Below are 20,738 nucleotides of genomic sequence, written 5' to 3'. Positions count from 1 at the left end.
ATGCCGTCCGCGTCGTGACATCGCTCGGAAGCGTGAGGAGTCGAGGAGTTGACCAGGCCTGTGGCCACGACCGGTGCGCCCGCCGTCAGGGTGTTCCCCGAGCCGTCCGACCTGCCCGCGCCCCTGCCCGAGCCGGGCGTCGACGAGCTGAGGCTGGAGACCGTGCTCGGTGCGCTCAGCGACCCGTTGCGGCTGACCATCGTTCGCAAACTGCTGCTGGAGTCCGAGGACTTCGACCACTCCTGCGGCTGGTTCGGGCTCGACCGGCCCAAGTCCTCGCTGACCCACCACTTCAAGGCGCTGCGGGAGGCCGGGATCACCCGGCAGCGCCAGTACGGGCTGGAACGGCGCAGCCACGTCCGGGTCGAGGACCTCAACGCCCGCTTCCCCGGGCTGCTCGACCTGGTGGCCGCCTGGAGCCCGCAGGGCTGAGCCGCTTCGGGGGGTGCCGCGGCTCCGGGGCGGCCGCGCGGCGTGCCTTCCGGGCGGGGTGCGGGATCATGGGTGGGTATCGCTGACCTCGTTTGCCGAAGGACCCCGACCGTGGCCCAGATCGTCCTCTTCCACTCCGCGCATGGCCTGAACCCGGCCGTGCACGGCGCCGCCGACCGGCTGCGCGCCGCCGGGCACACCGTGCACACGCCGGACCTGTTCGAGGGCCGCACCTTCGACGACTCGGAGGCCTCCCGGGCGTACCAGGAGGAGGCCGGCGGCGGGGACGAGCTGCTGCGGCGCGCGGTGGCCGCCTCCGCCCCGCTGTCCGAGGGCGGGCTGGTGTACGCCGGGATCGGGCTCGGCGGCGCGATCGCGCAGAACCTGGCGCTGGCCGACGAGAAGGCGCGCGGCCTGCTGCTCCTGCACGGCACCTCGGACCTGCGTGAGGACGCGGTGACCGGCATCCCGGTGCAGCTGCACATGGCGGAGCCGGACACCTACGAGCCGGAGGACTGGCTGAACGCCTGGTACCTGCGGATGCGGCGGGCGGGCGCGGAGGTCGAGGTGCACCGCTACCAGGGCGCCGGGCACCTGTTCACCGACCCGTCCCTGGACGACTACGACGCGGAGGCGGCGGAGCGGGCCTGGGCGGCGGCGCTGGACTTCCTGGCGGACCTGGAGGAGTAGCGGGCGGCGGGCCCCTACGGCCGGGCCGGGCCGCGGCGGGCGAGGGTCTGGCTGTAGACGACGCTGGTGGTGGTGGAGCCGAAGCCGGCGAGGGAGTCCACCAGGGTCTCCAGGTGCTCCATGGAGGTCGCGGCGATCTTGAGGGTGTAGCAGTCGTCGCCGGTGGTGCGCACGCACTCCAGGATCTCGCGGCGCCGGGCGAGCAGGTCGTGCAGCGGCTGGTGGCGGTTGCCCGGGTACTTCAGGCGGACGACGGCGAGCACCGGGTAGCCGACCTTGGCCAGGTCGACGGTGGCGTGGTAGCCGGTGATGACACCCAGTGACTCCAGGTTCCGCACCCGCTCGGTGGTGGCCGACGGGCTCAGGTTCACCCGTCGGCCCAGTTCGCTGAGGGAGATCCTGGCCTCCCGCTGGAGCTGTTCGATGATCGCCCAGTCGGTCTCGTCGAGGTTCACGGCCATCGGGCGATACTACCGGGATTTTCGCGGCGGGAGGCGGGTTCCGCCGGGAGGATCGGGTTCCCTGCGCGATGCGCCCGGGAATAGCCTCAGGGCATGCAACTGGGCGTCAACGTACCGAACTTCGGGCCGGGAACAGACCCCGGCCTGCTGCGCGACTGGGCGCGGGTGGTCGAGGGTCTCGGGTTCGACCTGCTGATGGTGTCCGACCACGTCGCCGTGACGTCGGACGTGGCCGAGCGCTACCCCGAGCCCTTCTACGACCCCTTCGCCACACTGTCCTGGCTCGCGGGGGCGAGCGACGGGCGGCTGCGGCTGGGCACGACCGTCCTGGTGCTGCCGTACCGGAACCCGCTGCTGGTGGCGCGGATGGCCGGCAGCCTGCACCGGCTCAGCGGCGGGCAGTTCGTGCTCGGCGTCGGCGTCGGCTGGGCGCGCCAGGAGTTCGAGGCGCTCGGGGTGCCGTTCGGCGCGCGGGGGCGGCTGACGGACGAGTACCTGCGGGCCGTGCGGGAGGCCTGGGCGGAGCAGGGGGAGGGCGCCGCCGCCCCCGTGTGGGTCGGCGGCCACAGCGAGGCGGCGATCCGACGGGTCGTCGCGCTCGGGGACGCCTGGCACCCGCTGCGGCTGCCAGTGGAACGGATGCGGGCGGTGCTGGAGAGCCACGACCTGCCCGGCTTCGCACCGCGGATCGCGCTGCGGCTGACGGACGAACCGGTGGACGGGCCGGACCGGCCCGCCGGGGTCGGTGACCTGGACCAGGTGCTGGCCGACCTGCGGGAACTGCGCGGACTCGGGGCCGGGGCCGTGGTGCTGGACCCGTACCACGGCGACCCGGAGGAGACCCGCCGGCCCGAGACCGCGTGGCGGGCGTTGACGGCGGTGTCCGAGGCCTGGAGGAGGGCATCGTGATCACGGAGGCTGACGAGGTGCTGCTGCGCCGCGCGATCGGGATCGCCGCGCGGGCCGTGGAGTTGGGCGACGCACCGTACGGCTCGCTGCTGGCCGGACCGGACGGGACGGTGCTGGCCGAGGCGCACAACACCGTCCGGCGGGACGACGACATCACGGCGCACCCGGAGCTCAAGCTCGCCCGCTGGGCCGCCCGGATGCTCGACGGGGAGGCGGCCGCCCGGACCACCCTGTACACCAGCTGCCAGCCGTGCGGGATGTGCGCGGGGGCGCTGGTCCGCTCGGGCGTCGGGCGGGTGGTGTACGCGCTGGCGACCGAGCAACTGGTCGAGCTCAACCCGGCCTCGGGCGCGTGGCCGGTGGTGGCGCACGACGGGCCGGCGCTGTTCGACGAGGCCCGGCGGCCGATCGAGGCGTACTACCGGGAGCTCTGAAGGCGGGAGCGGGAGTTGACCCTCACGTGACGTGAGGTCCTACGGTCTCGGGGCATGGAGATCGTGGTTCATGACACGGCGAGCGCGATGCTCGAACTGCTGCGGCGACCGGTCGGCGAGCGGGCCGACGCGTTGCGGGAGGTGTACCGGCCGCTGGAGGGCGCGATGTCCCGGGTGATGGGGCCGGTGGACCTGGTGGCGATGCACCGGACGATGGGGAGCGGGTTCCGGCTCGACCGGGACGACGAGCGGTACCTGCCCGCGGTGCTGAGGATGCAGGAGGAGGGGGTGTGGCGTCGGGTCGAGGAGTCGGTCCGGGCCGCGTGGCAGCGGATCGACGAGGCGGTGCCGGGTGTACGGCACGCCGGGACGGTGCACGTGGTGCTGGTGCTCGGCAACCCCGACGACGAGCACCTGACCGTCCGCAGCGGCGGCTACTTCGGGATGGGCGGGATCCCCGGGGCGATCCAGCTGGTGATGTGGCCGACCGGGACGAGCCTGGCGAAGATCGGTCACGCCGCGGCGCACGAGGTCCACCACAACGTCCGGTACGCCAACGTGGTGTGGGACCCGGCGACGGTCACCGTCGGCGAGCAGGTCGTGGCGGAGGGCCTGGCCGAGGCCTTCGTAAGGGAGTTGGCGGGGCAGGACGCCCTGGGCCCGTGGTCGACGGCGCTCACCGGCCCCGAGCTGGACGGCGCGTACGAGCGGATCACGGCCGCGATCGACGTGGCGGGCATGGGGAACCTGCCCCCGTACGTCTTCGGGGACGCGACCGCCTTGCGGATGGGGCACGAGCCGGTCGGGCTGCCGGACTTCGCCGGGTACGGTGCCGGGCTGCGGATCGCGGACGCGCACCTGGCGGCCTCGGGGCTGACCGCCGCGCAGAGCGTGGCGCTGCCGGTGGGCGAGGTCCTGGCCAACGCGGGGGTCCGGACCGGGGCGTGAGGGGGGAGGCGGTGCGGTCGGCGGGGCGCGCGAGGGGACGCCCCGCCGGGTGTGCCGCCCTGGTCCCGGGTGCTTCACCGGCGCTTCACCCCGGCGAGCTGGTGCTCGGCGGGGTGAAGCGCTGTGGGGTGGGCCGGTCAGTGCCGGGAGCCGGAGGGGGTGGTGCTCGGGGCACCGGTGCTCCCGGTGGCGCTGCCGGTGGCGCCGCCCGTGGTGCTCGGGTCCGGCTTGGTCACCGGGTCCGGGATGTCGGCCATCGGCAGGGACTGCTTGGGCGTGCCGCGCAGGGCGTCGTTCATGGCGTCCTGCCAGATCGGTCCGGGGCCGTCGGCGCCGAAGACCTCGGTGTGGGTGTGCCCGTTGATGCTGATGTTGCGCATCTCGACGCCGCCGTTCGGGCCGCCGAGCCAGACGGCGGTGGCCAGCTGCGGGGTGTAACCGTCGAACCAGGCGGCCTTCTTGTGGTCCGAGGTGCCGGTCTTGCCGGCGATCTGCCGGTTGTCCTCCAGATTGAGCGCCGAGCCGGTACCCCCGCTCTCGGTCACGCCGTTCAGGACGGTGTTCATCTCCTGTGCCGTGGTCTCGGAGAAGGCCCGCTCGCAGTGGCCGGCCGGGACGGGGACGTCCTTGCCGTCCACGGTGGTGATACTGGTGATGGCCAGCGGGTCGCAGTGGGTGCCTTCGGCGGCGAAGGTGGCGTACACGCTCGCCATCGTCAGCGGGCTCATCTCCTCCACGCCCAGGGCCATCGCGGGGACCTCCTCCAGCGGCTTGCCGCTGGCCCTGGTCGCGATGCCGAGCTTGTTGGCCATCTGCTTGACCGCGCAGAGGCCGATCTCCTGCTCCAACATCACGAAGTAGGTGTTGACCGACCGGGCCATCGCCTCCTTCAGCTGGTACGTGCCCTTCTCGCCCGCCGACTCGTTCGGCACCACCGTCTTGGGCCTGGTCTCGTTGCGCCAAGTCCCCTCGCAGGTCTTCATGGTGGGGTACTCGATCTTGTTCGGGGTCGTGTACTCCTGGACCGGCGGCAGTCCCGCCTCCAGCGCCGCGGCCGCGACGACCGGCTTGAACGTGGAGCCGGGCTGGAAGCCGTTGCCGCCGCCCATCGCGGCGTCGACGTTGAGGTTGACGACGGTCTGGTTCCTGGTCGTGTCCAGGCCGTACGGGCGGGTCTGGGCCATGGCGAGGATCTTGCCGGTGCCCGGTTCGACCATGGTGGCGGCGGCGGAGACGGTGTCGGTGACGGCCACGTTGCCGCTCACCGCGTTCTGGGCGGCGGCCTGCTTGTCCGGGTCGAGGGTGGTGTGGATGTTCAGGCCGCCGGTGTTCCACAGCTTCTTGCGGTCCTCGGCGGTCTTGCCGAAGGCCGGGTCCTGCTTGACGACGTGGCGGACGTAGTCGCAGAAGAAGCCCATGCCGGCCTTGGCGGTGATGCAGCCGTTCTGCGGCTCCTTGTACTTGAGACCCAGCGGGGCGGCCTTGGCCTCCTTCGCCTGGTCGGCGGTGATGTGCTTGTTCTCCAGCATCTTGTCGATGACGGTGTCCCGGCGCTTCTGCGCGGCCTGCGGGTGCAGCTTCGGGTCGTACTGGGTCGGGTTCTGGACCAGGCCGGCGAGGGTGGCGGCCTCGGCGACGGTCAGGTCCTTGTTGCTCTTGCTGAAGTAGCGCTGGGAGGCGGCCTCCACGCCGTAGGCGCCGTTCCCGTAATACGTGATGTTGAGGTAGTTGGTGAGGATCTGCTCCTTCGGCAGTTCCTCCTCCAGCCGGATCGCTACCTTGAGCTCCTGGATCTTGCGGCCCAGGGTCTTGCGCTGGGCCTCCAGGACGGCGTCCTTGTCGTCGCCGGCCTTCTCCACGTTGACGTTCTTCACGTACTGCTGGGTGAGGGTGGAGGCGCCCTGGGCGGCCGTGCCGCTCTCCGCGTTCTTGCTCAGTGCGCGCAGGACGCCCTTGAGGTCGACGGCGCCGTGCTCGTAGAACCGGGCGTCCTCGATGTCGACCTGGGCGTGGCGCATGTACGGCGACATCTGGTCGGGGGGCAGGACGGTGCGGTCGCGTTCGTAGACCTTCGCGATCAGGCCGCCCTTGGCGTCGAAGATCTGGGTGGCCTGGGTGAGCGGCGGGGTCTTGAAGTCGTCGGGAATGTCGTCGAAGCCCTCCGCCGAACTCTTGGCGGTCAGTCCGATGCCACCGGCGACGGGCAGCGCGAGGCCCGCCAGCAGCACGCCGGACACGACGCTCACACCGATGAAGGTCGCACCGAAGCGGGCCAGCCGGAGCGGCGACCTGCGGGGCGGGCGGGGGCCGGGGGCGTGGTCGTCGGAGGAATTCCGTATCGGAGAGGGATTCGATTCCATTCCGGAATGCTAACCGTCGGCCCTTGCGGGGCGAACGATTTTCCGGGGGGTTGTGTCACGGGTTTGCTACAGGTGTGGGAGTTGACCCCGAGCATGTTGGATGTGTACGAACTATAGGAATGTGGGGGAATTTGGAATTGTGCTGAATGTGCACTCGCCGAGGCCCCCCGCGCCGAGTGCGTCGCCCCTCCCCTTCGATGGCCTGACACCACTTCGATGCGGTGAGCGGGGTGGAACGTTGCACACGGTCGCGCGGGGGTTGCCCGCGCGCCCACGGAGGGGGGAAGGGGTGTGGCGCTGGTGGCGGCTGTTCGAGCTGGAAGTGGGGTGGGGCACGATGGGGCCGTGGCAGAGCGGAGATACGAGTACGCGCCGGCGGGGACGCTGCCGGGCTTGTTGCAGCGGGGGCGGGGGCTGGGGGCGCTGATGGCGGCGGAGGACCCGGGGGCCGCTGCTGAGCTGGTGTACGGGTGCATCCGCTGGGAGTGGCGCTGGGATTCGCAGGCTGATGCGCGGGATGTGTACCTCGCGCGGTTGGTCCGGGATCTGGAGTTGCCGCTCGGGCCGGTGATCGAGGTGCTGTCCGGGGGCGAAGCCGCCCGGGGGCGGGCGGTCCGGGTGCTGGAGCTGCTGGCGCTCAGCGGTTCGGTGGAGGCCCGGGAGGCGTTGGGGGCGTCCGTCGGGGGAGAGCGTGAAGGGGCTCGGGCGGGGGTGGGCGTTCCGGTGCCGGCCGAGCGGGATGTCCCGGTTCTCGTCGCCGAGCTGGAGCAGGCCTGGGTGGACCGTGCCTGGTGCGGCCCGGCGCGGCCGGCGCGTGAGTTGGCGCGGTTCGGTCCGGAGGCGGCGGGCGCGGTGTCGCTGCTGCGCCGGTTCTGGTTGCAGACGCCGCACTCGTCCGAGCGGGCCGTGTACCTGGAAGCGCTGGCGGCCCTGGGGTCGGCCGGGATGGCGGAGGCGTACGTCGAGTCGCTCTGGGACTGTGAGGCGGCCGCCCGTCTCCTGGGCGTCGAGCGCGCCCCGGACACGCCGCAGGTGCGGGCCCGGCTGGCGTCCCTCCGGGACGATCCGATCGAGGAACCGGAGGTCAGGAACGCGGCCGGAGCACGGCTGTCCGGGCTCGCCCCGGAAACGCCGGGGCGGGGGTTGCGGGGGTGAGTCTCTCCGGGGAGTGGCGGGCTAGAGTGGACGCGTGAACGTGTGAGTGATGGTCCGGACCCCGAGAGGTGTTCCGGGCCACCTCCATTTCCAGGGGTAACTCCTGTGACCTGCACGTTCGCCGGCCCACCAGATCAGCACCAGAGCCTCCGGAGGCCCCGCCTTGAGCGACCAGCCGTTCGCGCATCTGCACGTCCACACCGAGTACTCGATGCTGGACGGTGCCGCCCGGCTGAAGCAGATGTTCAAGGAGGTCGAGCGGCTGGGGCAGACCCATGTCGCGATGACCGACCACGGGAACATGTACGGCGCCGCCGAGTTCCACAAGCAGGCGACCGCCGCGGGGATCACCCCGGTGATCGGGATCGAGGCGTACGTCGCGCCCGAGTCCCGGTCGAACACCAAGCGCATCCTGTGGGGCCAGCCGCACCAGAAGAAGGACGACGTCTCGGCGTCCGGCGCGTACACCCACAAGACGATCTGGGCCCGGAACAAGGAGGGCCTGCACAACCTGTTCAAGCTGACCTCGCGCTCGTACGCCGAGGGCTGGCTGGTGAAGTGGCCCCGGATGGACAAGGAGCTGATCTCCGAGCTGTCCGGCGGCCTGATGGCCACCACCGGCTGCCCGTCGGGTGAGGTGCAGACCCGGCTGCGGCTGGGCCAGTTCGACGAGGCCGTGAAGGCCGCCGCCGACTACCAGGACATCTTCGGCAAGGAGAACTACTTCCTGGAGCTGATGGACCACGGCCTCGACATCGAGAAGCGGGTCCGCGACGGGCTGCTGGAGATCAGCAGGAAGCTGGGCATCCCCCCGGTGGTCACCAACGACTCGCACTACACCACCGAGGCCGACGCCGCCGCCCACGACCTGCTGCTCTGCGTGCAGACCGGCAAGAACCTCTCGGACCCGGACCGCTTCCGCTTCGACGGCACCGGCTACTACATCAAGTCCGCCGCCGAGATGTACGCGCTGGACTCCTCGGACGTGTGGCAGGAGGGCTGCCGCAACAGCCAGCTGCTGGTCGCCTCGCGGGTCGACACCGAGGGCATGTTCAAGTTCAAGAACCTGATGCCCCGCTTCCCGATCCCGGAGGGCTTCGAGTCCGAGGCGGAGTTCTTCAGGTCCAAGGTCTGGGAGGGCATGGACTGGCGCTTCCCGAACGGGTACGACGAGGAGCACAAGAAGCTCGCCGAGTACGAGATGGACACCATCATCCAGATGGGGTTCCCGGCGTACTTCCTCGTGGTCGCCGACTTCATCATGTGGGCCAAGAGCCAGGGCATCGCGGTGGGCCCGGGCCGTGGTTCGGCGGCCGGTTCGCTGGTCGCGTACGCGATGGGCATCACCGACCTCGACCCCATCCCGCACGGCCTGATCTTCGAGCGCTTCCTCAACCCCGAGCGCATCTCCATGCCCGACGTCGACATCGACTTCGACGAGCGCCGGCGCGGTGACGTGATCCGCTACGTGACCGAGAAGTGGGGATCCGACAAGGTCGCCATGATCGTCACGTACGGCACCATCAAGGCGAAGGCCGCCATCAAGGACTCCTCCCGGGTCCTCGGCTACCCGTACGCGATGGGCGACCGGATCACCAAGGCGATGCCGCCGGACGTCATGGGCAAGGGCATCCCGCTGTCCGGCATCACCGACCCGACGCACCCCCGCTACAGCGAGGCGGGCGAGATCCGCGGCCTGTACGAGAGCGATCCGGACGTGCGGAAGGTCATCGACACCGCGCGCGGCATCGAGGGCCTGATCCGCCAGCCCGGCGTGCACGCGGCCGGCGTCATCATGTCCGCGGAGCCGCTGACCGACCACATCCCGGTCTGGACCCGGCACACCGACGGCGTCACGATCACGCAGTTCGACTACCCCACCTGTGAGGGCCTCGGCCTTCTCAAGATGGACTTCCTCGGCCTGCGCAACCTGACGATCATGGACGACGCCGTCAAGGCGATCGAGAAGAACAAGGGCATCAAGATCAACCTTCTTGAGCTGCCCCTGGACGACAAGCCCACGTACGAACTCCTCGCCCGCGGCGACACGCTGGGCGTGTTCCAGCTCGACGGCGGGCCGATGCGCTCGCTGCTGCGGCTGATGAAGCCCGACAACTTCGAGGACATCTCCGCCGTACTGGCGCTGTACCGGCCCGGTCCGATGGGCGTCAACTCCCATACGAACTACGCGCTGCGCAAGAACGGGCAGCAGGAGATCACCCCGATCCACCCGGAACTGGAGAAGCCCCTGGAGGAGGTGCTCCGGCCGACCTACGGCCTGATCGTCTACCAGGAGCAGGTGCAGAAGGCCGCGCAGATCCTGGCCGGCTACTCGCTCGGCCAGGCGGACCTGCTGCGCCGCGCGATGGGCAAGAAGAAGAAGGAGATCCTGGAGGCGGAGTTCGTCCCCTTCCAGAAGGGCTGCCGCGAGCGCGGCTACTCCGACGCGGCCATCCAGGCGGTGTGGGACGTCCTGGTCCCCTTCTCCGGCTACGCGTTCAACAAGGCGCACACCGCCGGGTACGGGCTGGTCTCGTACTGGACGGCGTACCTCAAGGCCAACTACCCGGCCGAGTACATGTCCGGTCTGCTCACCTCCGTCAAGGACGACAAGGACAAGTCGGCGGTCTACCTCAACGAGTGCCGCAAGATGGGCATCCAGGTGCTGCCGCCGGACGTCAACGAGTCGGACTCCGACTTCACGCCGCACGGCAGCGACACCGTGCGGTTCGGCCTGACCGCCATCCGCAACGTCGGCGGGCCGGTCGTCGAGTCGATGATCCGCACCCGGAAGGCCAAGGGGAAGTTCAGCTCGTTCCCGGACTTCCTGGAGAAGGTGGAGTCGGTGGTCTGCAACAAGCGGACCGTCGAATCGCTGATCAAGGCCGGGGCGTTCGACTCGCTCGGGCACACCCGAAAAGGCCTGAGCGCGCAGTTCGAGCCGATGATCGACAACGTCGTCGGGGTGAAGCGCAAGGAGGCCGAGGGGCAGTTCGACCTCTTCGGCGGCGACGCCACCTCGGACGAGCCGAGCTTCGGCCTGGACGTGGTCTTCTCCGAGGAGGAGTGGGAGAAGTCCTTCCTGCTCGCCCAGGAGCGGGAGATGCTCGGCCTGTACGTCTCCTCGCACCCGCTGCACGGCATCGAGCACGTCCTCGCCGACAAGGCGGACTGCGCGGTCGCCGACCTCGCGGAGCGCCCGGACGGCACGATCGTCACCATCGGCGGCATCATCTCGGGCCTCCAGCGGAAGATGACCAAGCAGGGCAACGCCTGGGCCATCGCCACCGTCGAGGACCTGGCGGGCTCGATCGACTGCATGTTCTTCCCGGCCAGCTACCAGCTGGTCTCCTCCCAACTGGTCGAGGACGCCGTGGTGTTCGTCCGGGGCAAGCTCGACAAGCGCGAGGACGTGCCGCGCCTGATGGGCATGGAGCTGTCCGTCCCGGACCTGTCGAACGCCCACGCCGAGGCGCCGATCACCATCAACATCCCGAGCGGGAAGGTCACCCCGCCGCTGGTCGCCAGGCTCAGCGAGGTGCTGACCCACCACAAGGGCACCACCGAGGTGCGGGTGCGGCTGGAGGGCCGCACCAAGACGACGGTGCTGCGGCTGGACCGGCACCGGGTGAAGTCGGACCCGGCCCTGTTCGGCGACCTGAAGCAGCTGCTCGGGCCGAGCTGCCTGGCCGGCTAGCCGGTGCGGAAGGGGCCCGGGGTGCGCGCAGCGCCCCGGGCCCCTTCGGGTGTTCAGGCGCCGCTGCCGAGGCCCGGCGGGACGGCCGTGTGCAGGGCCGAGACGAAGGCGGAGATGGCCGGGTGGGAGCCCGCTCCGGCCCGGAAGGCGGCGCGGGTGCGCCGGTACATCGGCAGCCGGGTGAGGACGACGCCCGGCGGGGGCTGGGCGGTGCCGAGGTGGGGCACCAGGGCGACGCCCTGACCCGCGGCGACCAGGGCGAGCACGGTGGTGAAGTCGTCGATCTGGTGCCGGATCCGGGGGGCGAAGCCGGCGGCCTCGCAGGCCCGGACGGCCATGGTGTGGCAAAGGGTGCCTGGCGGGGACATGATCCACGGCGCGCCGCGCTGCTCGGCGACCGTCCCCGGGGCGCGGGCGGCCAGGTACATCGGCTCGGTGAACACCGGGCGGGTCACCGCGAGGCCCGGTTCCGGGTCGGCCGGGACGAGGTCGTACTCGTGGACCAGCGCCACGTCCAGCTCACCCGCGCGCAGCGCAGCGCCGACGCCCGCCGGGTCGACCTCGGTGACCATCGGCTCCAGCCCCGGGTGCCAGGCGGCCAGCCCGCCGAGCACCGCCGGGATGATCGCGCGAGCCGCCGAGGGGTAGGTGCCGATCCGCAGCGGACCGGCCAATCCCCGCCTGGCGTGGGCGAGTTCCGCACCCGCCTGCTCCAGCAGGGCGAGCACGGACTCGGCGTGGCGGACCAGGTTGCGTCCGGCCGGGGTGAGGGCGACCCGCCGCCCGGTGCGCTCCAGCAGCGGGACGCCGGCCTCCTTCTCCAGGACGGACAGCTGCTGGGACACCGCCGAAGGGCTGAAGGACAGCGCCTCGGCGACGGCCGCGATGGTGCCGAGGTGGGCGAGTTCGCGCAGCAGGCGCAGGCGTCGGACGTCGAGCATCGGTTCAGCTTACGAGAAGCGTCGGAAACGTGAACTGGACCTGGGTGATCGGCGGGCCGCAGGATCGACGCATGGAACTCAAGGGCATCCACATCCCGCTGATCACCCCGTTCGCCGCCGACGGCAGCGTGGCCCTCGACGCGCTGGAGAAGCTCGCGCGCGAGGTCCTGGACGCCGGGGCGGCCGGCCTGGTCACGCTCGGCACCACGGGCGAGCCCGCCGCACTGACCGCCGAGGAACGGGACGCGGTGGTGGACGTCGCCGCGGCCGTCTGCGCCGACCGCGGGGCGCAGCTGACGGTGGGGGCCTCCGGCGGCGACACCCGGGCCGTCGGCGAGGCGCTGGCCGCGCTCGGCGCCCGGGTGCCGGGAGCGGCGGCGCTGGTCACCACGCCGGCCTTCGTCCGGGCCGGGGAGGCCGGGACGGTCGCCCACTTCCGGGCGCTGGCGGCGAGCAGCCCGCTGCCGCTGGTCGTCTACCACATCCCGTACCGCACCGGGCAGCAGCTCTCCACCGCCGCGCTGCGCGAACTGGCCGCGATCGAGGGCGTGGTGGGCGTCAAGTACGCGACCGGCGGACTGGACCGGACGGCCGCCGAACTGCTCGCCGACACCCCGGCCGGGTTCGCGGTGATGACCGGCGAGGACGCCTTCCTGGCGCCGATGCTGGCGCTCGGCGCGGCGGGCGGCATCCTGGCCTCCGCGCACCTGGCGACCGGCCGGTTCGTCGAGCTGTACGAGGCCTGGCGGGCCGGCGACGTCGAGCGGGCCCGGGCGCTCGGGCACCGGCTGACCGCACTCGCGCTGTCCGCCTTCACGGCGCCCAACCCGACGGTGACCAAGGGCGTGCTGCACGCCCAGGGCCGGATCCCGACCCCGGACGTGCGGCTGCCGCTGCTGCCGGCCGGGGAGGCGGAGGTCGCGGCCGCGCTGACTCTCGCGAGTGGTCTGGACCACTAGGGTCGCCCCGGGCCCGTCCGGAGGCCCTCTCACAGCGTGGAACAGCAGGCCGCCCGACCCGCACGACAAGGCATGATGGGCAGAGTGCGGCGGTAGACAGCACCATCAAGAGGAGTAGTCGGAATGAAGATCGGCATTGTCGGGGCCACCGGCCAGGTCGGCGGCGTGGTCCGCGAGATCCTGGCTGAGCGCAACTTCCCGGTCGAGCAGCTGCGGCTGTTCGCCTCGGCCCGTTCGGCCGGGCGCACGCTGCCCTGGCAGGGCACCGAGGTCACCGTCGAGGACGCGGCCACGGCCGACTACACCGGCCTGGACATCGTGATCTTCTCGGCCGGCGGCTCCACCTCCAAGGCCCTGGCCCCCAAGGTCGCCGCGGCCGGTGCCGTCGTCATCGACAACTCCTCCGCCTGGCGCCGCGACCCCGAGGTCCCGCTGGTCGTCTCCGAGGTCAACCCCGAGGCCATCGCCGACCGCCCCAAGGGCATCATCGCCAACCCCAACTGCACCACCATGGCCGCCATGCCCGTGCTGCGCCCGCTGCACGAGGAGGCGGGGCTCGCCGCCCTGGTCGTCTCCACCTACCAGGCCGTCTCCGGCAGCGGCGTGGCCGGGGTGGCCGAGCTGCAGGACCAGGCCGCCAAGGTCGTGGACGGCGCCTCCGCGCTCGCCCACGACGGCTCCGCGGTCGAGTTCCCCGAGCCCAGGGTCTACAAGCGGCCGATCGCCTTCAACGTGGTGCCGCTGGCCGGCTCCCTCGTCGAGGACGGCTCCAACGAGACCGACGAGGAGCAGAAGCTGCGCCACGAGAGCCGCAAGATCCTCGGGATCCCCGCGCTCAAGGTCGCCGGCACCTGCGTGCGCGTGCCGGTCTTCTCCGGCCACTCGCTGCAGATCAACGCCCGCTTCGAGCGCCCGATCAGCCCCGAGCGGGCCGTCGAGCTGCTCACCGGCGCCCCCGGCGTCGAGCTGTCCGAGATCCCCACCCCGCTGCAGGCGGCCGGTCAGGACCCGAGCTACGTCGGCCGCATCCGGGCCGACGAGACCGTGGAGAACGGCCTGTCGCTGTTCGTCTCCAACGACAACCTGCGCAAGGGCGCCGCGCTCAACGCCGTCCAGCTCGCCGAGCTGGTGGCCGAGGAGCTCAAGGGCTGACCAGGGAAGACCCGGCCTCCGGGTCAACCCCGCGTGACGTTTGGCGGGCCCCGTCGTTGAACGGGGCCCGCCTTCGTGTTTCTTTGCGACTCGTTGGGGCGGCTGTTGCGGGACCGGGACATCCCCCGAGGTTCGGCGCTCGAACCGTGGGGAAAAGGTGACCCAACGATCGGGCGGTCACGGGGGCCCCTCACCCCACACGTTCGGACGACGGGCGGACCGCCCACCCAGACGACCTTCGAGGGCGAGCGGAAAGAGGTGCGCAGATGGACCGCTGTGTCGTCCTGGTGGATGCCGGATACCTGTTGGGCGCCGCCGCCAGCCTGCTCGCCGGTGACCCCTCCCGCTCCAAGGTCACCGTCGACCACACCGCGTTGATCAGCGCCCTGCGGGAACGCGCCGAGGCCGAGACCGGACTGCCCCTGCTGCGGATCTACTGGTTCGACGCGGCGCCCGACCGCCGCCCGATGCCCGAGCACCGGCGGCTGCGTGTGCTGCCCCGGGTCACCGTACGGCTGGGCGCCCTCACCCGGGCCGAGGGGCGCTGGGTGCAGAAGGGCGTGGACGCCGCGATGCACGCCGAGCTCTCCGAACTCGCCCGCAACCGGGCCTGCGCCGACGTCGTGCTGATCACCGGCGACGGCGACCTGCTGCCCGGGATGATGACCGCCAAGGAGCACGGCGTGGCCGTGCACCTGTGGGCGCTGCAGGCCGCCGACGGCGACTTCAACCAGTCCGAGGACCTGGTCGGCGAGGCCGACGAGCGGCGGGTGCTGGACCGCGAGTGGATCGAGGGGTCCTTCTCGCTGCGCGACCACTCCACCGTGTTCCCCGCCCCCGGGACGGGCGGCGCCCGGCAGGAGATCGCCAAGATCCTCGCCGCCCCGCCCGCCTCCCCGCCCGGCGTGGTGCCACCGGTCGTCCGGCCGGCCGCCGCGGCGGTGCCCGAGGAGCCCGCCGCCAACGGGCGGTCGCAGCCGGCCGCGGCGCTGCGGGTGGTGCCCACTCCGAAGGACCTCGCCGGGCGGGTCTCGGCCGTCACCCCGATCACCGCGGGGGCGGGACTGCCGGGCGCCGGGCACGCCAACGGTCATCCGGCGGGCGGGCAGGCGGCCAACGGGCACGCGGCGGGCGGACCGGTGCTGCGCTGGTCCTCCGACCGGGGCTGGGTCGACCGGCCCGCGCCCGAGCCCTCCGTCACCGCCGGGGACGGCCTGCCGACCCTGGCCCAGCTGACCACCGCCGAACAGCGCTGGGCCGACCGGGAGGAGGACATCACCAGCATCGGCGGCGACGCCCACGAGGTCGGCCAGGTCTTCGCCCGGCGCTGGAGCGACCGGCTCGGGGACCTCGAACGGCTCACCGTGCTCTGGCCCGACTACCCGCGCATCCCGCACCGGGTCGACGGCGAACTGCTGCGCTACGCGGCCCGCTTCGGGCTGCTCGCACACAAGGACGACCAGATCGACGAACACGACCGCTACGCCATCCGGGCGGGCTTCTGGAAGGAACTCGCGCTCCGGGTGCCGGGCGGCTCGATGGTGGTGGACGACTGACCGCCGCCGGCGTCGCACCGCCCGGTCAGGGGGCCGGCGACCAGGCCCCCTTGTCCGGTTCGCCCGTGTGAGCGCGTAAAGTCTCCGGTCGTGAACGAGACGGCCGGGCCAGCACCCCAGGACACCCCGCCGTGCGTCGCCGTACGCGACCTGGTCAGGACCTACCGCAGCGGTCGCGGTGCCGCCGCCACCGAGATCCGGGCCAACGACGGGATCAGTCTGACCGTCCGGCAGGGCGAGATCTTCGGGCTGCTCGGGCCGAACGGCGCAGGGAAGTCCACCCTGGTCCGCCAGCTCACCGGGCTGCTGCGGCCGGACTCCGGGACGGTCGAACTGCTCGGGCACGACATCGTCCGCCACCCCGAACGGGCCGCCCGGCTGCTCGGCTACCTCGGGCAGGAATCCACCGCGCTGGACGAGCTGACCGTCGCCCTGGCCGCCGAGACCACCGGGCGGCTGCGCGGGCTCGGCCGCTCCGCGGCCCGCGCAGCGGCGGCGGACGTCCTCACCGAACTCGGGCTGGAGCCGATCGCCGCCCGGCCGCTCGCCAAGCTGTCCGGCGGACAGCGGCGGCTCGCCTGCTTCGCGGCCACCCTGGTCGGGGACCGGCCGCTGCTCGTCCTGGACGAGCCCACCACCGGCATGGACCCGGTGGCCCGGCGGGCCGTCTGGTCGGCCGTCGACCGGCGCCGGGCCGAGCACGGCACGACGGTGCTGCTGGTCACCCACAACGTGATCGAGGCCGAGACCGTCCTCGATCGGGTCGCCGTGGTGGACGAGGGCCGGGTCATCGCCTGCGACACGCCCGGCGGCCTCAAGGCACTGGTGGACGGCGACGTCCGGCTGGACCTGGTGTGGCGGGACGAGGCGCCGGTCGGCGTGCCCGCCGTCGCCGAACTGGCCGAACGGGCCGAGCGCACCGGGCGCCGCTGGACCGTCCGCACCACCCCGGAGCAGGCCCGCGAACTGGTCGCCGCCGTCACCACCGGCCCGGCCTTCGCCGCCCTCGACGACTTCACCCTCGCCACCCCCAGCCTTGAGGACGCCTACCTCAAGCTGGGCGGCCGCCACGGAGGACTGGCCAAGTGACGCTGCTCTCGGTGCCCCCGCAGGCCCGCCGGTCCGCCGGCCCGGCGGCGCCGCTCGCGCCCGCGGCGCGGCTGCTGCCCGCGCTCGCCGCCGTGTACCGGGCGCAGCTCGCCCGGGCCAAGGTGGCGCGCATCCCGCTGCTGTTCGTGGCGACCTTCCAGTCCGTCGGCATCCTGGTGATGATGCGGGGAGTCGTGGACGCCGGGCAGACCTCGGCCGCGCGGTCCGTGGTCGCCGGGTCCAGCGTGCTGGTGGTGGCGTTCGTCGCGCTGAACCTGCTGGCGCAGTACTTCGGGAAGCTGCGGGCCACCGGGGGCCTCGACCACTACGCGACGCTGCCGGTGCCCGCCGCCTCGGTGGTGCTCGGCGCGGCCGCCGCCTACGCCTCCTTCACCCTGCCCGGGACGCTCGTCACGGCGGGCATCGGAGCGGTGATGTTCGGGCTGCCGCTCGGCCAGCTGTGGGTGCTGCTCGCCGTCGTGCCGCTGGCCGGGGCCGCGCTGTCCGGGCTCGGCGCGGCCTGCGGGCTGCTGGCGCCCCGGCAGGAGATCGCGACCATGCTCGGGCAGCTCGGCATGTCGGCGGCCCTGCTGCTCGGCGTCCTGCCCGTCGACCACCTGCCGCAGCCGGTGCTGTGGCTGCGCGACCTGCTGCCCTCGACGTACGGGGTCGAGGCCTTCGCGCGGACCTTCGCGCCGCACCCGGCCTGGGGGATGGTGCTCGCCGACCTCGGGGTCTGCGCGGCGGTCGGCGTGGTCTCGCTGACCCTGGCCACCTGGGCGTACCGGCGGGCGGTCGCGCGGTAGGGGAGCGCCGGCGGCCGTTCGGGTGGGTGGGCCGTCCGGACGGCCGTCGTGAAACGATGGGGCCCGTGACCGTACCGAACACACCTCCGGAACCCGCCCGCGCCGACGCGGCGACCGAGCCGGGCGCCGCACCCGACCCGTTCGCACCGCCGCCGGTCTCCGACGGGGAACCGCCCGCCGGCCTGCCGGACGCCCCGCCCGCCGCGGAGCACCCGCTGCCGGCCGAGCTGCGGATCGGCTCCGGGGTCGTGCTCGCCTGTCTGCTGGTCGGACTGCTGATGGCCGGGCTGTGGGCCTGGCTCGCGCCCAAGGTGCCGCTGGTCGTGGACGGGGACCGGATCCTCTACGTCGACCCCGAGGGCGAACAGCGGGCCGGCGCCGACGCCGTGTTCGTGCTGATCGGGCTGGGCGCGGGCATCCTCACGGCGCTCGGCGCCTTCCTGCTGACCCGCAAGCGCGGCGGCGGGATCTCGGTCGCGCTGGGGCTGGCGATCGGCGGACTGCTCGGCTCGATCGGTGCCTGGAAGCTCGGGCGCTGGCTCGGGCCCAGCGACAACCTGATCGGGGAGGCCCGGCGGGTCGGCAACGGCGGGCACTTCGACGCGTCCATCGACCTGGGGGCGCTGGGGGCGCTGCTGGTGTGGCCGATGGCGGCGATGGTGGTGCTGCTCGCGCTGTCGGCGGCGTTCGGGAAGCGGGAGGAGGACCCGCCGCCGTACTGGGGGGTGCCGGCGGGCACGTACGGGCCTCCGGTGGAGGGGGCTCCTGCTCCGGGTGCGGATGCGGCTCCGGGTACGGGCGCGGCTCCGGTGGACGTGCGGCCGGGCTCGGAGGAGCCGCGGCAGGGCTGAGTGCGACGGTGGGGCGGAGGGTCGGCGGTCGGGTACAGGCCGGGGCCCTCCGCCTCCTTCGCTTTCTTTCCGGAGCCCTTGGTGCCTCAGCGGGCGATGGGGGCGGTGTGGGCCCGGGTGAGGGCGATCAGGTCGGCCGGGGTCAGCTCCACCTCCAGGCCGCGGCGGCCCGCCGAGACGTAGACGGTCGGGTGGGTGAGGGCGCTGGCGTCCACCACGGTGCGTAGCGGGCGCCGCTGGCCGAGCGGGGAGATGCCGCCGCGGACGTAGCCGCTGCTGCGCTCGGCGGCGGCCGGGTCGGCCATGGCGGCCCGCTTGCCGCCGACGGCGGCCGCCAGCGCCTTCAGGTCGAGCTGGCCGGCGACCGGCACCACGCCGACGGTCAGGGTGCCGTCCACGTCGGCGACCAGGGTCTTGAAGACGCGGTCGGCGGCCACCCCGAGGGCCTCGGCGGCCTCGCCGCCGTACGAGGCGGCGGCCGGGTCGTGCTCGTAGGCGTGGACGGTGAAGGGGACGGCGGCGGTCTCCAGGGCGACGGTGGCCGGGGTGCCCTGGCCGCCTTTCTTCGGCTTCTTGGCCATGCGGGGGGTCCTGGGTCGGTCGGGCTTCAGTTGGGGCTGAAGGACTGGCGGGTGAGGTCGACCGCGGGCAGCGAGGGCAGCCAGCTGAGGACGGCGCTCTCGCGGCGCAGCAGGTCGAGTTCGGTGCGCAGCCGCTGGGCGGTGTCGGGGCAGGCGAGCAGCTGCTGCTTGACCGGGGTCTCGAACACCGAGGCGGCGGCGACCAGGTAGGAGAGCACCTGGGGGTCGTCCGGCAGCTGCTGGCGGCCGTGGGTGGTGGCCTCGCGGGCACCGGCCAGCCGCTTCTGGTAGACCCGGAAGGCCCGTTCCACCTCGGAGGCGAGGGCGCCGGAGCCCTCGCCGGGGCGTTCCTCGATCGGCTCGGTCTCACCGGTCAGGTACGGCCCGGTGACGTCCACCGAGCGCAGCCAGAACCGGGTGGTGCCGGTGACCAGCAGCTCGTAGCGGCCGTCGGGCTGGGGCTGGGCGGAGGAGACGTCGGCGACGCAGCCGACGTGGTACATCGCCTCCAGCGGGTCCCCGGTGACGGTGCCGAGGCCGTCGAGCGGCCCGGCCGGGCCGTCCTCGGGCCGTACCGGGGCGACCTCGCGGCCGTCCTTGATGGCGAGCACGCCGAACCGGCGCGGCTCGTCCTCGGGCTGTTCGAGCAGGTCGGCGACGAGACGGCGGTAGCGCTCCTCGAAGACGTTCAGGGGCAGCACGAGGCCCGGGTAGAGCACGGTGTTCAGCGGGAAGAGCGGCAGCCGTTCTGTCACGGCCGACAGCGTAGTTCTTCGGGGCCCGACCTTGTCGCGCTGTTACCGCGGCACCGCCCCGCGGCCACGCACCGTGTTCATGCGGTGGCGGCCAGACCGTGTCCGCGCAGGGCCGCGCGGGCACGGGCGACGCCGTCGGAGGTGGCGGCGGCGCCGATGCCGGTCGCGAGGGCTCGGGTGCCACCGAGGCCTGCGCAGGGGCGGCAGATGCCGGGCCGGGGCACGGGGTCGTGGCACCTGGAGCACTCTGCGGGTGAGGGCTTCGGCGCTCGGACGGGTGGCATCTTGCGTTGGAGGCGGTCGCGCAGAAGAGCCACCGGGGAGTGCACGGGCGTGGGCAGGGCGGGGAGCAGAGCTTGGGCCAACTCGGCCGCGGAACCGCCCCGCTCCAGCCACTGGGCGACGAGGGGCGCCAGTTGCCGCGCCTCGGCCTCGCCGAGGCGCAACCGCGGCTCCGGCCGGATCGCGCGGAAGAGCGCTGCCACCGCCGCGCAGGTCTGCTCGTCCGGCTGCGTCAACTGGGCCGGGAGGGTGGGTACTTCTTCCGGGTCCTTTACGGAAGGGGTGACAGCGCGGCCGACGCCCGCTTCACCGGCGGCCGGGTGGGGGACAGCCGGTGCCGACTGGGGCGTGTCGAAGACGTGGGCCTCGGATCGCACGGTGCCGTTCGGCAGCCGGTACGTGTCGACGCGGTAGTACCCGGCGTCCTTCAGCTCCTTGGGCGCCCGGCGGACGGCGCCTCGCCCCTGCGGGCTGCTGTCGGCCATGTGCCGCCCGTCCTCGCGCCAGCCGTCGGGGCGGGAGAGGAGATCGGCGAGGAGGCCGCGGGCGGTGTAGCTGAGGTGACGGTCCTGGAGGAGACCGTTCGGAAGTACGGTGAAACAGCGCGCGTGGGCGCTACGATGAATCTGCATTGGGAGTGTCAGTCCTGGTGCCGGACCCCGGGGTGTTCCACCACCGCC

At 72.7% G+C, this 20,738-nt stretch carries 19 protein-coding genes; 13 read left to right on the top strand and 6 right to left on the bottom strand.

The genetic code is table 11. From position 1 onward, the window contains the following. Positions 1 to 48 precede the first annotated feature (48 nt). Positions 49 to 432 carry an ArsR/SmtB family transcription factor gene (locus ACIRVF_RS27180; RefSeq protein ID WP_402822979.1) on the top strand — a complete coding sequence of 128 codons (384 nt, stop codon included), beginning with the start codon at positions 49 to 51 and terminating at the stop codon, positions 430 to 432. A gap of 111 nt (positions 433 to 543) precedes the next feature. Then, positions 544 to 1,122: a dienelactone hydrolase family protein gene (locus tag ACIRVF_RS27175; RefSeq protein ID WP_402822976.1), complete on the top strand. Its 579-nt coding sequence runs from the start codon at positions 544 to 546 to the stop codon at positions 1,120 to 1,122. 14 nt (positions 1,123 to 1,136) lie between these two features. Here the strand turns inward: ACIRVF_RS27175 and ACIRVF_RS27170 are convergent, their stop codons facing one another. Continuing rightward, positions 1,137 to 1,583, bottom strand: coding sequence for an Lrp/AsnC family transcriptional regulator (locus ACIRVF_RS27170; protein ID WP_402822973.1), 447 nt, complete (start codon positions 1,581 to 1,583; stop codon positions 1,137 to 1,139). Positions 1,584 to 1,676: 93 nt separating this feature from the next. Here ACIRVF_RS27170 and ACIRVF_RS27165 point away from each other — a divergent pair, with 93 nt between their 5' ends. The 3 genes from ACIRVF_RS27165 to ACIRVF_RS27155 are packed head-to-tail and all read left to right on the top strand — an operon-like array spanning position 1,677 to position 3,874. Next, complete coding sequence (locus ACIRVF_RS27165) at positions 1,677 to 2,492, top strand: LLM class flavin-dependent oxidoreductase (RefSeq protein WP_402822970.1); 816 nt, start codon at positions 1,677 to 1,679, stop codon at positions 2,490 to 2,492. After that, complete coding sequence (locus tag ACIRVF_RS27160) at positions 2,489 to 2,926, top strand: nucleoside deaminase (RefSeq protein WP_402822967.1); 438 nt, start codon at positions 2,489 to 2,491, stop codon at positions 2,924 to 2,926. Before ACIRVF_RS27165 ends, ACIRVF_RS27160 begins: the two co-directional genes overlap by 4 nt. A gap of 54 nt (positions 2,927 to 2,980) precedes the next feature. Further along, entirely contained in the window at positions 2,981 to 3,874 is an 894-nt protein-coding gene (locus ACIRVF_RS27155; protein WP_402822964.1) for a DUF2268 domain-containing protein, read from the top strand. A 137-nt stretch (positions 3,875 to 4,011) separates the two neighbouring features. Here ACIRVF_RS27155 and ACIRVF_RS27150 read toward each other — a convergent pair whose 3' ends face one another. Further along, a complete protein-coding gene (locus tag ACIRVF_RS27150) occupies positions 4,012 to 6,120 on the bottom strand; it encodes a transglycosylase domain-containing protein (RefSeq protein WP_402822961.1) in 2,109 nt (702 codons plus the stop codon). A gap of 459 nt (positions 6,121 to 6,579) precedes the next feature. On the opposite strand from ACIRVF_RS27150, the gene ACIRVF_RS27145 reads away from it, so the two are divergent. Both ACIRVF_RS27145 and dnaE read left to right on the top strand, forming a co-directional pair. Beyond that, positions 6,580 to 7,389 carry a hypothetical protein gene (locus ACIRVF_RS27145; RefSeq protein WP_402822958.1) on the top strand — a complete coding sequence of 270 codons (810 nt, stop codon included), beginning with the start codon at positions 6,580 to 6,582 and terminating at the stop codon, positions 7,387 to 7,389. Positions 7,390 to 7,552: 163 nt separating this feature from the next. Next, positions 7,553 to 11,086, top strand: coding sequence for a DNA polymerase III subunit alpha (gene dnaE / locus ACIRVF_RS27140; RefSeq protein ID WP_402822955.1), 3,534 nt, complete (start codon positions 7,553 to 7,555; stop codon positions 11,084 to 11,086). A 53-nt stretch (positions 11,087 to 11,139) separates the two neighbouring features. On the opposite strand, the gene ACIRVF_RS27135 is transcribed toward dnaE, so the two are convergent. Beyond that, on the bottom strand, positions 11,140 to 12,027 hold the full coding sequence (locus ACIRVF_RS27135) for a LysR family transcriptional regulator (protein WP_402822952.1): 888 nt from the start codon (positions 12,025 to 12,027) through the stop codon (positions 11,140 to 11,142). Between the two features lie 71 nt (positions 12,028 to 12,098). On the opposite strand from ACIRVF_RS27135, the gene ACIRVF_RS27130 reads away from it, so the two are divergent. The 6 genes from ACIRVF_RS27130 (at position 12,099) to ACIRVF_RS27105 (ending at position 18,440) form a co-directional block, all read left to right on the top strand. Continuing rightward, positions 12,099 to 12,986: a dihydrodipicolinate synthase family protein gene (locus ACIRVF_RS27130; RefSeq protein ID WP_402822950.1), complete on the top strand. Its 888-nt coding sequence runs from the start codon at positions 12,099 to 12,101 to the stop codon at positions 12,984 to 12,986. 123 nt (positions 12,987 to 13,109) lie between these two features. Further along, positions 13,110 to 14,138 (top strand): aspartate-semialdehyde dehydrogenase, encoded by a 1,029-nt coding sequence (locus ACIRVF_RS27125; RefSeq protein WP_402822947.1) that lies wholly within the window; start codon positions 13,110 to 13,112, stop codon positions 14,136 to 14,138. A gap of 266 nt (positions 14,139 to 14,404) precedes the next feature. Beyond that, positions 14,405 to 15,694: an NYN domain-containing protein gene (locus ACIRVF_RS27120; RefSeq protein ID WP_402822944.1), complete on the top strand. Its 1,290-nt coding sequence runs from the start codon at positions 14,405 to 14,407 to the stop codon at positions 15,692 to 15,694. 90 nt (positions 15,695 to 15,784) lie between these two features. Further along, positions 15,785 to 16,783: an ABC transporter ATP-binding protein gene (locus tag ACIRVF_RS27115; RefSeq protein WP_380417094.1), complete on the top strand. Its 999-nt coding sequence runs from the start codon at positions 15,785 to 15,787 to the stop codon at positions 16,781 to 16,783. Then, positions 16,780 to 17,589 carry an ABC transporter permease gene (locus tag ACIRVF_RS27110; RefSeq protein WP_402822941.1) on the top strand — a complete coding sequence of 270 codons (810 nt, stop codon included), beginning with the start codon at positions 16,780 to 16,782 and terminating at the stop codon, positions 17,587 to 17,589. The genes ACIRVF_RS27115 and ACIRVF_RS27110 overlap by 4 nt, the downstream gene beginning before the upstream one ends. A gap of 65 nt (positions 17,590 to 17,654) precedes the next feature. Next, on the top strand, positions 17,655 to 18,440 hold the full coding sequence (locus tag ACIRVF_RS27105; protein ID WP_402822938.1) for a hypothetical protein: 786 nt from the start codon (positions 17,655 to 17,657) through the stop codon (positions 18,438 to 18,440). An 86-nt stretch (positions 18,441 to 18,526) separates the two neighbouring features. On the opposite strand, the gene ybaK is transcribed toward ACIRVF_RS27105, so the two are convergent. The 3 genes from ybaK to ACIRVF_RS27090 form a co-directional block, all read right to left on the bottom strand. Beyond that, on the bottom strand, positions 18,527 to 19,021 hold the full coding sequence (ybaK, locus tag ACIRVF_RS27100; protein ID WP_402822936.1) for a Cys-tRNA(Pro) deacylase: 495 nt from the start codon (positions 19,019 to 19,021) through the stop codon (positions 18,527 to 18,529). Positions 19,022 to 19,047: 26 nt separating this feature from the next. After that, positions 19,048 to 19,776, bottom strand: coding sequence for an LON peptidase substrate-binding domain-containing protein (locus ACIRVF_RS27095; protein ID WP_402822933.1), 729 nt, complete (start codon positions 19,774 to 19,776; stop codon positions 19,048 to 19,050). A 77-nt stretch (positions 19,777 to 19,853) separates the two neighbouring features. Beyond that, the gene (locus ACIRVF_RS27090) at positions 19,854 to 20,690 is read right to left on the bottom strand and encodes a hypothetical protein (RefSeq protein WP_402822930.1); all 837 of its coding nucleotides are present in this window, start codon (positions 20,688 to 20,690) and stop codon (positions 19,854 to 19,856) included. Positions 20,691 to 20,738 lie beyond the last annotated feature (48 nt).

Source organism: Kitasatospora sp. NPDC101157, assembly GCF_044768255.1.
Classification (GTDB): domain Bacteria; phylum Actinomycetota; class Actinomycetes; order Streptomycetales; family Streptomycetaceae; genus Kitasatospora.
This window is presented reverse-complemented; position numbering and strand designations above follow the sequence as displayed.

What these genes read in the sequence shown, in the direction of transcription:
- ACIRVF_RS27170 (WP_402822973.1), bottom strand. Translation starts at nt 1,583, where the DNA reads ATGGCCGTGAACCTCGACGAGACCGACTGGGCGATCATCGAACAGCTC.
- ACIRVF_RS27165 (WP_402822970.1), top strand. Translation starts at nt 1,677, where the DNA reads ATGCAACTGGGCGTCAACGTACCGAACTTCGGGCCGGGAACAGACCCC.
- ACIRVF_RS27155 (WP_402822964.1), top strand. Translation starts at nt 2,981, where the DNA reads ATGGAGATCGTGGTTCATGACACGGCGAGCGCGATGCTCGAACTGCTG.
- ACIRVF_RS27135 (WP_402822952.1), bottom strand. Translation starts at nt 12,027, where the DNA reads ATGCTCGACGTCCGACGCCTGCGCCTGCTGCGCGAACTCGCCCACCTC.
- ACIRVF_RS27130 (WP_402822950.1), top strand. Translation starts at nt 12,099, where the DNA reads ATGGAACTCAAGGGCATCCACATCCCGCTGATCACCCCGTTCGCCGCC.
- ACIRVF_RS27125 (WP_402822947.1), top strand. Translation starts at nt 13,110, where the DNA reads ATGAAGATCGGCATTGTCGGGGCCACCGGCCAGGTCGGCGGCGTGGTC.
- ACIRVF_RS27120 (WP_402822944.1), top strand. Translation starts at nt 14,405, where the DNA reads ATGGACCGCTGTGTCGTCCTGGTGGATGCCGGATACCTGTTGGGCGCC.
- ybaK (WP_402822936.1), bottom strand. Translation starts at nt 19,021, where the DNA reads ATGGCCAAGAAGCCGAAGAAAGGCGGCCAGGGCACCCCGGCCACCGTC.
- ACIRVF_RS27090 (WP_402822930.1), bottom strand. Translation starts at nt 20,690, where the DNA reads ATGCAGATTCATCGTAGCGCCCACGCGCGCTGTTTCACCGTACTTCCG.